This is a genomic window from Streptomyces sp. RK9, assembly GCF_045070545.1.
Taxonomy (GTDB): Bacteria; Actinomycetota; Actinomycetes; order Streptomycetales; family Streptomycetaceae; genus Streptomyces; species Streptomyces alboflavus.
Genome location: NZ_CP173703.1, coordinates 1,201,596 through 1,216,465, shown reverse-complemented (window position 1 = coordinate 1,216,465; position 14,870 = coordinate 1,201,596). Strand labels below are relative to the sequence as shown.

Annotated in this window: 1 protein-coding gene; it reads left to right on the top strand. The window is 75.7% G+C overall.

Features of this window, described 5'->3' with window-relative positions:
- Positions 1 to 100 precede the first annotated feature (100 nt).
- Positions 101 to 14,743: a type I polyketide synthase gene (locus AB6L24_RS04965; protein WP_405657042.1), complete on the top strand. Its 14,643-nt coding sequence runs from the start codon at positions 101 to 103 to the stop codon at positions 14,741 to 14,743.
- Positions 14,744 to 14,870 lie beyond the last annotated feature (127 nt).

The window sequence follows — 14,870 nt, the reverse complement described above, 5'->3', positions numbered from 1 at the left end:
GGCACGCCGCCCCCGCGCCCGCCCCGGGGCTCCGCTTCGCCCCTCTCCTCACCCCACGACTCTCCCCTCTCCGAACTGTCTCTAGGAGCTAGGCCAGATGGTGAACGACGACAAAATCCGCCGCCTTCTCAAGCAGGTGACGGCGGATCTGCACACGACTCGTCGGAGAGTGCGCGAACTCGAGTCCAAGGACGCGGAGCCCGTCGCGATCATCGCGATGAGCTGCCGCTTCCCCGGCGGCGCGAGCACCCCCGAGGAACTGTGGCGCCTCGTCAGGGACGGCGTGGACACGGTGTCCGCGTTCCCCGCCAACCGCGGCTGGGACGTGGCCGGGCTCTACCACCCCGACCCCGACCACCAGGGCACCACCTACGCCCGCGAGGGCGGCTTCGTGTACGCCGCCGACGAGTTCGACGCGGGCTTCTTCGGCATCTCGCCGCGCGAGGCCCGCGCCATGGACCCCCAGCAGCGCCTCCTCCTGGAGACCGCCTGGGAGGCCGTCGAGCGCGCCGGCATCGACCCGCAGAGCCTGCGCGGCAGCCGCACCGGCGTGTTCACCGGCACCAACGGCCAGGACTACACGGCCGTCGTCGCCGAGGCCGCCGACAGCACCGAGGGCTACTCGGGCACCGGCAACACCGCCGCCGTCGTCTCCGGACGCCTCTCCTACAGCCTGGGCCTGGAAGGCCCGGCCGTCACCGTCGACACGGCCTGCTCGTCGTCCCTCGTCGCCCTGCACCTCGCGGCGCAGGCGCTGCGCCAGGGCGAATGCGGGCTCGCGCTCGCGGGCGGCGTGTCCCTGATGTCGACGCCCACCGCCTTCGTGGAGTTCAGCCGCCAGCGCGGCATGGCGGCCGACGGCCGCTGCAAGGCCTTCGCCGAGGCCGCCGACGGCACCGGCTGGGGCGAGGGCGTCGGCCTGCTGCTCCTGGAGCGCCTGTCCGACGCACGCCGCAACGGCCACGAAGTCCTCGCCGTCGTACGGGGCTCCGCCGTCAACCAGGACGGCGCCAGCAACGGCCTGACCGCCCCCAACGGCCCCGCCCAGCAGCGCGTCATCCGTGCCGCCCTCGCCAACGCGGGCCTCACCGCCGGTGACGTCGACGCCGTCGAGGCCCACGGCACCGGCACCACCCTCGGCGACCCCATCGAGGCCCAGGCCCTCCTCGCCACCTACGGGCAGGGGCGGCCGCGCACCCGGCCGCTGTGGCTCGGCTCCGTCAAGTCCAACGTCGGGCACACGCAGGCCGCCGCGGGCGCCGCCGGAGTCATCAAGATGGTCATGGCGATGCGCCACGGCCTCCTGCCGCAGACCCTGCACGTCGACCAGCCGTCGTCGCACGTCGACTGGACCGCCGGAGCGGTCGAGCTGCTCACCGAGCCCCGCGACTGGCCCGGCCGCGAGGACGCGCCGCGCCGCGCGGGCGTCTCCTCGTTCGGCGTCAGCGGCACCAACGCCCACGTGATCGTCGAGGAAGCCCCCGCCGACGTACCTCAGGAGCAGACACAGGACGCTCCCGGCCAACCGGACGACGCAGCCACCGAGACGACCCCGACCCCCGGCACCGACCCCCTGACCGCCGTCGGCCCCACGCCCTGGCCCCTGTCCGGCCGCACCGCGAAGGCCCTGCGCGCCCAGGCCGCCCGGCTGCGCGAGCGACTGCTCGACCACACCGCACTCGCCGACGACCGCGCCGGGCGCGCCGACATCGGCTGGACCCTCGCCACCGGCCGCTCCGCCTTCGAACACCGGGCCGTCCTCCTCGGCGAGGACCGCGACCAGCTGCTGCGCGCCCTGGACGCCCTCGCCTCCGAAGGCCCCGCCGCCCCCGGCACGGTCACCGGCCAGGTCGCCGAGGGCCGCCTCGGCATCGTCTTCACCGGCCAGGGCAGCCAGCGCATCGGCATGGGGCGTGAGCTGTACGAGACGTTCCCCGCCTTCGCCACGGCCCTGGACGAGGTGTGCGCGCAGCTCGACCCGCTGCTCGACCGGCCCCTGAAGGACGTCATGTTCGGCACCGACGCCGAGCTGCTCGAGCAGACGGGGTACACGCAGCCCGCCCTGTTCGCCGTCGAGGTCGCCCTGTTCCGTCTGGCCGAGTCCTTCGGGGTGCGCCCCGAGATCCTGGGCGGCCACTCCATCGGCGAACTCGCCGCCGCCCACGTCGCCGGGCTCTGGTCCCTCGAAGACGCCGCCCGACTGGTCGCCGCGCGCGGCCGGTTGATGCAGGCCCTGCCCCGGGGCGGCGCCATGCTCGCCGTGCAGGCGGCCGAGGCCGACGTCGCCCCGCTGCTCGCCGAGGTCGCCGAGTGGGCGGGCCTCGCCGCCGTCAACGGCCCCGCCCAGGTGGTGCTGTCCGGCGACCGCGGCGTCCTGGAGGACCTCGCGGGACAGCTGCGCGCCGAGGGCCGCAAGACCCGCTGGCTCAAGGTCAGCCACGCCTTCCACTCGCCCCTGATGGCCCCGATGCTCGACGAGTTCCGGCAGATCGCCCGGGGACTCGACTACCAGGACCCGACGCTCCCGGTCGTGTCGAACGTGACCGGGCGCCTCGCCACCGCCGACGAGCTGAAGGACCCCGAGTACTGGGTGCGGCACGTCCGCGAGGCCGTCCGCTTCCACGACGGCCTGACCGCCCTCACCGGCTTCGGCGTCACCACCCTGCTCGAACTCGGCCCCGACGCCGTCCTCACGGCGATGGCGCACGACACCCTCACCGGCTCCGACGCCCAGGCGGGACTCGTGGCCGCACTGCGCCGCGACCGGCCCGAACCCGACACCTTCCTGACCGCCCTCGCCCGGCTGCACGTGCGCGGCGCCACCGTCGACTGGACCCCGCAGTACGCCCCGACGCGCGCCCGGCGCCGCGTCGACCTGCCCACGTACGCCTTCCAGCACCAGCGGTACTGGCTCGACACCACCGCGCCGACCACCACGGCCCCCACCCACGGGACCGCCCTGTCCGACGACGCCGAGGCCCGCTTCTGGGAGGCCGTCGAGCACGAGGACCTCGCGGAGCTGACCGGCGCCCTGGACGTGCCCGACGACGCCCCGCTGACCGCGGTCCTGCCCGCCCTCACCGCCTGGCGCCGCCGCAGTCGGTCCACGTCCACGCTGGACAGCTGGCGCTACCGCGTGACCTGGAACCCGCTGCCGCCCCGGCAGCCCGGCGACACCCCCGCCCTCACCGGCGGCTGGGCCCTGCTCGTCCCCGACGAGCACGCCGACCACCCCTGGAGCGGCGCGGCCGAGCGGGCCCTCGCCGCGGGCGGCGCCCGCGTCACGGTGGTGCGCGTCCCGGCCGTCGCCGCCACCGACCGGGCGGCCCTCACCGCACTCCTCGGGCAGCACGAGGCGGCCGCGTGGGACGGAGTCCTCTCGCTCCTCGCCCTCGCCGCCGAGTCCGGCACCGGCACGGCATCGGGCCCCGACACGGAGTCGGCCCCCGGCACGGAGACGACGCCGACCGCCGCCCTGCGCACGGCCGTTCTGCTCCAGGCGCTCGGCGACTCCGGCAGCACCGCCACCGTCTGGGCCGCGACCCGCGGCGCGGTGGCGACGACTCCGTCCGAGCCCGCCGGTGACCCGGCGCAGGCGACCGTCTGGGGCCTCGGCCGCGTCGCCGCCCTCGAATACCCGCAGTCCTGGGGCGGCCTCGTCGACCTCCCCGAGGCCGCCGACACCACGGCGGTCGCCCACCTCACCCAGGCACTCGCCTCGTCGGCGGAAGCGTCGGGCCCGGCAGGCTCGTCGGCCTTGTCCGGCGAGGACCAGCTCGCGGTGCGCGCCTCCGGCGTCTTCGCGCGACGCCTGGTCCGCGCGCCCCTCGGCGACGCGGCGCCGGGCGCGGAGTGGTCCGCCGACGGCGGCACGGTCCTCGTCACCGGCGGCACGGGCGCCCTGGGCGGCCATGTCGCGCGCTGGCTCGCCCGCGCGGGCGCCGGGCACCTGCTCCTGACGAGCCGTCGTGGCCCGGACGCGCCGGGCGCGCCCGAACTCCGTGCCGAACTGGAGGAGTCGGGCGTCCGCGTGACGGTCGCGGCGTGCGACGTCGCCGACCGCGCGGCGCTCGCGGCACTGCTCGCCGACCTCCCCGACGACGCGCCGCTGACCGGCGTGTTCCACACGGCGGGCGTCCTCGACGACGGCGTCCTCGACGGTCTCACCGAGGAGCGGATCGCCGCCGTCTTCCGCGCGAAGGTGGCGTCGGCCCGGCACCTGGACGAGCTGACCCGCGACGCGGACCTGTCGGCGTTCGTCCTGTTCTCCTCGCTCGCCGGTGTCGTCGGCGGCGCGGGCCAGGGCGGCTACGCCGCCGCCAACGCGGCCCTCGACGCCCTCGCCGAGGCCCGGCGCTCCGCCGGACACGCGGCGACCTCCGTCGCCTGGGGCCCCTGGGGCGGCAGCGGCATGGCGGCCGAGGGCGCCGCCGCCGAGCGGCTGCGGCACGGCGTGATGCCGCCCATGGACCCCGACCTCGCGATCACCGCCCTGCACCAGGCACTCGGCGGCCACCAGGCGCTCGCCGTCGTCGCGGACGTCGACTGGGCCCAGTACGCGCCCGGCATCACCGCCGCCCGCCCGAGCCGCCTCTTCACGGACATCCCCGAGGCCCACGCGGCCCTCGCGGACCGCACCGGCGGCGGCGCCACGGCCGCTGCCCCCGCGAACGCGCTCGCCGACCGCCTTGCCGCCCTGGCCCCCGCCGACCGCGAGGCCGCGCTCCTGGACCTCGTGCGCCGACAGGCCGCCGACGTCCTCGGCCACGCGAGCGCGGACGACGTGCACGTCACGCGTGCCTTCCGCGAGCTCGGCTTCGACTCGCTCACGGCCGTCGAGCTGCGCAACCTCATCGGCGCCGCCACCGGCCTGCGGCTGCCCACGACGCTGGTCTTCGACTACCCGACGGCGACCGCGCTCGCCGCCCATCTGCACACCGAACTCCTCGGCGACGAGAGCGCGACCCCGCTGCCCGCCACCACCGGCGCCGCCGCGGACGACGAACCCCTCGCCATCATCGGCATGAGCTGCCGCTTCCCGGGCGGTGTCCGCAGCCCCGAGGACCTGTGGCGCCTGGTCGCCGACGGCGTCGACGCCATCGCCGACTTCCCCGCCGACCGCGGCTGGGACACCGATGGGCTCTTCCACTCCGACGCCGAGCGCGCCGGCACCTCGTACGTCCGCGAAGGCGGATTCCTCTACGACGCAGGGCAGTTCGACGCCAAGTTCTTCGGCATCAACCCGCGCGAGGCCCTCGCGATGGACCCGCAGCAGCGCCTGCTCCTGGAGACGTCCTGGGAGGCCTTCGAGCGCGCCGGGATCGACCCGGCGACGCTCGGCGGCAGCCAGATCGGCGTGTTCGCGGGCACCAACGGCCAGGACTACACCGCGGGCGTCGACCACGTCCCCGACGAGGTCGAGGGCTACCTCGGCATCGGCAACGCCGCGAGCGTCGCGTCGGGCCGCATCTCGTACACGTTCGGCCTCGAAGGCCCCGCGGTGACCGTGGACACGGCCTGCTCGTCGTCTCTGGTCGCGCTGCACCTGGCGGCGCAGGCGATCCGCCAGGGCGAGTGCACCATGGCGCTCGCGGGCGGCGTCTCGGTGATGTCGACCCCGGCGACCTTCGTGGAGTTCAGCCGTCAGCGCGGCCTCGCCACGGACGGCCGCTGCAAGGCCTTCGCCGACGCCGCCGACGGGACGGGCTGGGGCGAGGGAGTGGGCATGCTCCTCGTGGAGCGCCTGTCCGACGCCCGTCGCAACGGCCACCGCGTGCTCGCCGTCGTGCGCGGCTCCGCGGTGAACCAGGACGGCGCCAGCAACGGGCTGACCGCCCCCAACGGCCCCTCCCAGCGACGCGTCATCCACGCCGCCCTGACCAACGCGGGCCTCACGCCCGGCGACGTGGACGCCGTCGAGGCGCACGGCACGGGCACCACGCTCGGCGACCCGATCGAGGCCCAGGCGCTCCTCGCCACGTACGGCAAGGAGCGGTCGGCCGACCGGCCCCTGTGGCTCGGCTCCATCAAGTCCAACATCGGGCACACCCAGGCAGCCGCCGGTGTCGCCGGTGTCATGAAGATGGTCATGGCGATGCGGCACGGCGTGCTGCCCAAGACCCTGCACGTGGACGCCCCCTCCACCGAGGTGGACTGGTCGGCGGGCGCCGTCGAGCTCCTGACGGGCGCACGCGACTGGCCGCAGGGCGCCGACAGGTCGCCCCGGCGCGCGGGCGTCTCGGCGTTCGGCGTGAGCGGCACCAACGCCCACGTGATCGTGGAGCAGGCACCGGCGGACGTCCCGACCGAGCAGGACGAGCCCTCCGGCCACGCCGAACCGCCCACCTGCGTGACCCCCTTGGCGCTCTCCGCGAAGACCCCGGAGGCACTGCGGGAGCAGGCCGCACGGCTCCACGGTCACCTGCTGGCCCAGGACGGTCCTGGCGTCGCCGACCTCGGCTGGTCCCTGGCCGTGGCGCGGTCGCGGTTCGAGCACCGGGGTGTCGTCCTCGGGCGGGACCGGGACGAGCTGCTCGCCGGGCTTGAGCGCCTTGCGCGCGGTGAAGGCGCGAGTGCGCACGGCGAAGGCACGACCACGCGGGCCGACGGCGTGACCGCCGGGCACGCCGTGGTCGGGCAGGCGCAGGGCGGCACGGCACGGCCGGTGTTCGTGTTCCCCGGACAGGGCGCGGAGTGGGCCGGGACGGCCCGCCGACTCCTCGACGAGTCACCGGTGTTCGCCGAGCGGATGCGCGAGTGCGCCGACGCGCTCTCGGAGTTCGTCGACTGGGACCTGTTCGACGAGCTGGGCGGGGACAACTTCGACCGGGTGGACGTGGTCCAGCCGGTGCTGTTCGCCGTGACGGTGTCCCTGGCGGCCGTGTGGCGGGCGTCGGGCGTCGAGCCCGCCGCCGTCGTCGGCCACGGCCCGGGTGAGATCGCCGCCGCGTGCGTCGCGGGCGTGCTCTCGCTCGCGGACGCGGCCCGCGTCGTGGCCCTGCGCGCCCTCGCGATCCGTGAACTGCCGGTCCAGGGCGGCCTGGTGTCCCTGCCGCTGCCCGAGCAGGACGTACGCGAGCTGATCGCGGCCTGGGACGGCCGGATCGAGCTCGCCGCAGTGAACGGCCCCGCCGAGACCGTCGTCACGGGCACGACCGAGGCCCTGGACGAGCTGGTGGCCCAGTGCTCCGCCCGGGGCGTCCGGGCCGACGTCCTCGCGGCGGGCCACGGCGCGCACTCCGCGCAGGTCGAGGCCGTCGAGGCGCACCTGGCGCAGGTGCTCGCGCCCGTGGTGTCCCGCCCGGCCGACGTGCCGGTGTACTCGTCGCTGACGGGGGAGCGGCTGGACGCGGGCACGCCCATGGACGCCGGGTACTGGTACCGGAACCTGCGGCACACCGTCCGGTTCGAGCAGGCCGTCCGCGCCCTGCTCGCCGAGGGCCACGCACTGTTCGCGGAGATCAGCCCCCACCCCGTCCTCACCACCGCGGTCCGGGCCGCCGCCGACGCCACCGGTACGCCGGCCGTCGCGCTCGGCTCGCTGCACCGGGACGAGGGGGGCGCCCACCGCCTCATGACCGCCGTCGGCGAAGCCCACGCGCACGGCGCCGAACTGGACTGGAAGGCGCTCTACCCGGGCGCCCGCACCCTCGTCGACCTGCCCACGTACGCCTTCCAGCACGAGCACTTCTGGCTCGTCGACGGGCGCACGCCCACCGGCACGCCGGGTGTCCCGGCCGACGAGGTGGAGGCGCGGTTCTGGGAGGCCGTGGAGCGGGAGGACCTGGAGGGTCTCGCGGCCGAGCTGGAGGTGGCGGAGGGTTCCGCCGCCGAGCTCGGTGCTGTCCTGCCGGTGTTGTCGTCGTGGCGGCGGCAGAAGCGTGAGCGGTCCACCGTGGACGGCTGGCGCTACCGGGTCACGTGGAAGCCGCTGGCGGGCGGGGCCCTTCCCGGGGCCGCCCTCACGGGACGCTGGCTGGTCGTCGTACCGGAGGAGGCCGCCGCGCACCCGTGGACCGCGGGTGTCACCGACGCGCTGGCGCAGGCCGGTGCGGAGGTCGCCGAAATACGCGTCGGCGGCGCCGAGTTGACACGGGAGGCCCTTGCCGCGCGCCTGCGTGAGCACGTGTCCTCCGAGGCGTCGGGTGCTCCGGACGGCCCCGCCGCGATCGCTGGTGTCGTCTCCCTCCTCGCCCTCACCGAGGACCCGCACCCGGCACACGCCGAGCTGACCCTCGGCCTCGCGGGCACCCTGGCGCTCGTCCAGGCCCTCGGGGACGCCGAGGTCGACGCGAAGCTGTGGGCGGTCTCCAGCGGAGCCGTCTCCACCGGCCGCAGCGACCGGCTCACGAGCGCCCCGCAGGCCCAACTGTGGGGCCTGGGACGGGTCGTGGCCCTGGAGCACCCGGAGCGCTGGGGCGGTCTCGTCGACCTGCCGCAGACCCCGGACGCCCGTACCGCGACGCGCCTCGCCACCGCCCTGGCGGGCATCCCCGCCGACGGGACGGCGGACGGCGGCGGCAGCGGCGTCGAGGACCAGATCGCCGTGCGCGGCTCGGGCATCTTCGTCCGCCGACTCGCACACGCCCCGCTGGCCGCGAGCCCGGCACGGGACTGGACGCCGCGCGGCACCGCGCTGATCACAGGCGGCACGGGCGCGCTCGGCGCACACGTCGCCCGCTGGCTCGCCCGCGAGGGCGCCGACCACCTCGTCCTGACCAGCAGGCGCGGACTCGACGCGCCCGGCGCCGCCGAACTCAAGGCGGAACTGGAGGAGCTGGGCGCCGAGGTCACCGTCGCGGCCTGCGACGTCGCCGAACGCGACGCGGTCGCCGCGCTCCTCGGCGAACTGGCGGCGACCGGACGCACCCCGCGAGCCGTCTTCCACGCCGCCGGGGTGAGCCCCGCCGTCGCCCTCGCCGACACCGCGCCGGACGACCTCGCCCACGCGCTGGCCGCCAAGGCCGCGGGCGCCGCCCACCTCGACGCACTCCTCGCGGACGCGGACCTCGACGCCTTCGTCCTGTTCTCCTCCATCGCCGCCGTCTGGGGCAGCGGCGGCCAGGCCGGATACGCCGCCGCCAACGCCTTCCTCGACGCGGTCGCCGAGCGCCGCCGCGCCCGCGGCCTGAGCGCCACCTCCGTCGCCTGGGGCGCCTGGGGAGGCAGCGGCATGGCGGCCACCGCCGAGGCCGAGGAGCACCTGCGCCGCCGCGGCGTCGCGCTGCTCGCACCCGACCTGGCCGTCGGCGCGCTCGCTCAGGCACTCGCGGCCGACGAGACGTGCCTGACCGTGGCGGACGTCGACTGGGAGCGGTTCGCGCCCACCTTCACCGCCGCCCGCCCGAGCGCCTTCCTCGGCGGCCTGCCCGCGCTGCGGCCGCAGCCGCAGAGTGCGACGGCCGCCCCGGCGGGCGAGAGCGGACCGGTCTCGGAGTGGGCCGCCCGCCTCACCGGACTCCCCGAGCCCGAGCGGCAGCGCCTGGTCCTCGACCTCGTGCGCGCCGAGGCGGCCGCCGCCCTCGGCTACGGCGGCGCCGAAGCCGTCGAACCCACCCGCGCCTTCCGCGAGCTGGGCTTCGACTCCCTGACCGCCGTCGAACTCCGCAACCGCCTCACCGCGGCCACCGACATCCAGCTGCCCGCGACGGCCGTCTTCGACCACCCCTCGCCCGAGGTCCTCGCCCGCCACCTGCTGGCGGAGCTGTCCGGCGGCACCACCGCCGCGACAGCGACCCCCGTCCCGGCGGCGACCGCCGCCGACGTGGCCGACGACCCCATCGCCATCGTGTCCATGAGCTGCCGCTTCCCCGGCGGCGCCACCACCCCCGAGGGGCTGTGGCAGCTGCTCGTCGACGGCACCGACGCCATCTCCGTCTTCCCCGCCGACCGCGGCTGGGACCTCGACGGCGCCGCGCGCTACAAGCCCGAGGGCGGCTTCGTCTACGACGCCTCCGAGTTCGACGCCGGACTCTTCGGCATCTCCCCGCGCGAAGCCCTCGCCATGGACCCGCAGCAGCGGCTCCTCCTGGAGACCACCTGGGAACTCTTCGAACGCATCGGCATCGCCCCCAGGTCCCTGCGCTCCACCTCGACCGGTGTCTTCGTCGGCTCCGGCTTCCAGGGGTACGCGACCGGACTCGACAGCGTCCCCGAAGGCGTCGAGGGACACCTCATGACCGGCACGTCCGGCAGCGTCATCTCCGGCCGCCTGTCGTACGCGTTCGGCCTGGAGGGCCCGGCGGTCACCGTCGACACGGCCTGCTCGTCGTCCCTGGTCGCCCTGCACCTCGCGGCGCAGGCACTGCGCCAGGGTGAGTGCGACCTCGCCCTCGCGGGCGGTGTCACCGTCATGGCGACGGCGGGCGCGTTCGACGAGTTCAGCCGCCAGGGCGGCCTCGCGGGCGACGGCCGCTGCAAGCCCTACGCGGAAGCGGCCGACGGCACCGGCTGGGGCGAGGGCGCGGGTCTGCTCCTCCTGGAGCGGCTGTCCGACGCCCGCCGCAACGGCCACGAAGTCCTCGCGGTCGTCCGCGGCTCCGCGGTCAATCAGGACGGCGCGTCCAACGGCCTGACCGCCCCGAACGGTCCGTCCCAGCAGCGCGTCATCACCCAGGCCCTCGCCAACGCCCGCCTCGCGCCCGAGCAGATCGACGCCGTCGAGGGCCACGGCACCGGCACCACGCTCGGCGACCCGATCGAGGCGCAGGCCCTGATCGCCACGTACGGCCAGGACCGACCGGCCGACCGGCCGCTGCTCCTCGGCTCCGTGAAGTCCAACATCGGGCACACGCAGGCCGCCGCCGGTGTCGCGGGCGTCATCAAGATGGTCATGGCCATGCGCCACGGCACGCTCCCGCAGACCCTGCACGTCGACCGGCCGAGCACCCACGTCGACTGGTCCGCAGGGACCGTGGAACTGCTCGACCGCGCCCGCGAGTGGCCCGACCGGGACGGCGCGCCGCGCCGCGCCGGCGTCTCGTCCTTCGGCGTCAGCGGCACCAACGCCCACGTCGTCGTGGAACAGGCACCCCGCCGCAGGCCCACCACCCCCGAGGGCCCCGGCGAGGTGCACGCCACCGGCACCGCCGTCCCCTGGCAGCTCTCGGCCCGCAGTGCCGACGCCCTCCGCGCCCAGGCCGCCCGTCTGCGTGAACGCCTCGTCTCCGACCCGGCGCTCGCCGCCGACCGCGCCGGACTCGCCGACGCGGGCTGGTCCCTGGCCACGGGCCGCTCGCCCCTCGAACACCGCGCCGTGGTCTTCGGCCGTGACCGCGACGACTTCCTGACCGGCCTGGACGCACTGTCCTCCGGCGCCCACGGACCGGGCGTCGTGTCCGGTGCGGTGGTCGAGGGCCGTCTCGGTGTCGTGTTCACGGGTCAGGGCAGTCAGCGGGTCGGGATGGGGCGTGAGCTGTACGAGGCGTTCCCCGTGTTCGCGGATGCCCTTGACGAGGTGTGTGCGCACCTGGACGGGCATCTGGACCAGCCCTTGAAGGACGTCATGTTCGGCACGGATGCCGACGTCTTGGAGCGGACGGGGTACGCGCAGCCCGCGCTCTTCGCGGTGGAAGTGGCCCTGTTCCGTTTGGCCGAGTCCTTCGGGGTGCGGCCCGAGGTCGTCGGCGGTCACTCCATCGGTGAGCTGACGGCCGCGTACGTCGCCGGACTCTGGTCGCTGGAGGACGCCGCTCAACTGGTCGCCGCGCGTGGCCGGTTGATGCAGTCGCTTCCGGCGGGCGGGGCCATGCTGGCCGTGCAGGCCGCCGAGGCCGACGTGCTGCCGCTGCTGGAGGAGGTGGCCGACCGGGTCGGTCTGGCCGCCGTGAACGGCCCGTCGCAGGTCGTGCTCTCCGGTGAGCGGGCCGCGCTGGAGGGCCTGGAGGAGAGGCTGCGGGGTGAGGGTCGCAAGGTGCGGTGGCTGAAGGTGTCGCACGCCTTCCACTCGCCGTTGATGGACCCCGTCCTGGAGGACTTCCGGGCGGTCGCCGAGAAGCTGACGTACCAGGACACCGCCCTGCCGGTGGTCTCGAACCTGACCGGACAGCTCGCCACCGTCGACGAGTTGAAGGACCCCGGCTACTGGGTCCGTCACATCCGCGAGGCCGTCCGCTTCCACGACGGGCTCGCCACGCTCAGCGGCCAGGGAGTCTCCACACTCCTGGAGCTGGGCCCGGACGCCGTCCTGACGGCGATGGCGCACGACACGATCACCGACCCGGACGCGCAGGCAGGCCTCGTCGGCGCTCTGCGCAAGGACCGCCCCGAGCCCGGCACGTTCCTGGCCGCGCTCGCCAAGGTCCAGGTGCGCGGCGCGGAGGCCGACTGGGCTCCGCTGTACGCACCGGCCGAGGCGCGGCGCCGCGTGGACCTGCCCACGTACGCCTTCCAGCACGAGCACTACTGGCTGGAGGCGGCGTCGGACACGGCGGGCGTGGCCGGTTCCGGTGCGGTGGACGAGGTCGAGTCGCGGTTCTGGGAGACCGTCGAGAGCGCGGACCTCGCCGAGTTGGCCAAGACCCTGGAGGTGCCGGACGACGCCCCGCTCACCGAGGTCCTGCCCGCGCTGACCGCCTGGCGGAAGCAGCGGCGCGAGACCTTCACCCTCGACAAGTGGAACTACCGCGAGTCGTGGACGCCGCTCACCGAGTCGGCGGCGGGGAAGCTGACGGGCAGCTGGCTCGTCGTCGTACCGGAGAGCCGGACGGACGGCGGGGCGGAAGGCGCGACGGACGGCCGGGCCGACGGGCAGCCGGACGGCGCCGCCGACGCCTCGTGGCGCGCCGCCGTGGCCGCCCTCATGGCCGAGCACGACGTGCGCCTCGTGACGGTGGAGGTGCCCGCGCACGCCACCACCCGGGACGCGCTCGCGGGACCCCTGCGCGCCGCCCTCGGCACGGCTGCCGACGTCGCCGCCTACGACGGTGTGCTGTCGCTGCTCGCCGCCGACCGCCTCGAAGCCGACGCGGGCGCGGCCGGTGACGCCGGGACCGGTGCTGTACCGGCGGAGGTCGTGTCCACCCTGGCCCTGATCCAGGCCCTCGGCGACACCGGCGTCGACGCACCCCTGTGGTGCGCCACCCGCGACGCCGTCGCCGTCGGCCACGCCGACGTGCGGACCGCGCCCGGCCGCAGCGCCCTGTGGGGTCTCGGCCGCGTCGCCGCCCTGGAGTACCCGGAGCGCTGGGGCGGTCTGGTCGACCTGCCCGAGGCCGCCGACACGGCCGCCCTGTCCCGGCTCGGCCGGGTCCTCGGTGGCGCCTGGGCCGGTGAGGACCAGGTCGCGGTGCGTGGCTCCGGCGCCTTCGGGCGCCGTGTGGTGCGCGCGCCGTACGACGACGAACCGGCCGCCGCGTGGGCGCCGCACGGCACCGTGCTCGTCACCGGCGGCACCGGCGCCCTCGGCGGCCACGTGGCCCGCTGGCTCGCCCGCGAGGGCGCCGAGCACCTCGTCCTGACCAGCAGGCGCGGCCCCGACGCGCCGGGCGCGGCCGAACTCCGCGCCGAACTGGAGGAGTCGGGCGCCGAAGTCACCGTCGCGGCCTGCGACGCCGCCGACCGGGACGCCCTCGCGGCCCTCCTCGCGGAGATCCCCGCCGACGCGCCGCTGACCGGCGTGTTCCACGCGGCCGGTGTCCTCGACGACGGCGTGCTCGACGCGATGACGCCCGAGCGGCTCGCGACCGTCTTCCGCGCGAAGACGGAGTCGGCCCGCAACCTGGACGAGCTGACGGCCGGTCTCGACCTGTCGGCGTTCGTCCTGTTCTCCTCCTTCGCCGGTGTGGCCGGCGGCGCGGGACAGGGCAGCTACGCCGCCGCCAACGCCTACCTCGACGGGCTCGCCCACGCCCGCCGCGCCCGGGGCCTGACCGCCACCTCGGTGGCCTGGGGCCCGTGGGCGGGCAGCGGCATGGCCGCCGGGGGAGTGGCCGCGGAACGGCTGCGCGGCGGGGCGCTCCCGCCCCTGGAGCCGGAGCGCGCCGTCGTCGCCCTCCAGCGCCTCCTCGGCCAGGACCGCACCGCCGTCCTCGTCGCCGACGTCGACTGGCAGCAGTACGCACCGGCGTTCACCGCGGTCCGGCCCAGCAGGCTCTACGCCGAACTGCCGGAAGCGGAAGCGGCACGGTCCACCACCGCCGACACCGCGACCGGCCTCGGCGGAGCCGCCGCCGGGCAGGGCGGCCCGGACCTGACGGAGCGCCTCGCTGCACTGCCGCGGCCCGACCAGGACCGGCTGCTCCTCGACCTGGTCTGCGAACAGGTCGCCGCCGTCCTCGGCTACAGCGGCGCGGCGGCCGTCGAACCCACCCGCGCCTTCCGCGAGCTTGGCTTCGACTCCCTGACCGCCGTCGAACTCCGCAACCGCGTCAACGCCCTCACCGGCCTCGTCCTGCCCGCCACCGTGGTCTTCGACCACCCGACCCCCACGGCCCTCGCCGACTGCCTGCGCACCGAACTCGCCCCGGACGCCGCCGACCCCGCCCTGCTGCTGCTCGGCGACCTCGACCGGCTCGAAGGCAGCCTCGCCGCCGCCGGATCCGCCGACGAGATCACCCGCACCAAGGTCGCGGTGCGCCTCCAGGCGGCACTCGACCGCTGGAAGAGCACCGCCAACGGCGCGGGCGCGCAAACGGGCGCCGGAACAGCAACCGCCACCGACGCCCCCGACGTCGGCGAACAACTCGCCGCCGCCAGCGACGACGAGATGCTCGAATTCATCAAGAAGCAACTCGGCAGGGGCTGACAACCACCCAGCGACAAACCGCGTCTTCGTCGAAGGATGGACAAGGAGCGCCCGTCAAGGTAATTAATTGAACCGACAGCCCCTACCCACCCCCTTTGCTCACGCACTCGCCCCCGGCCTCATTTCG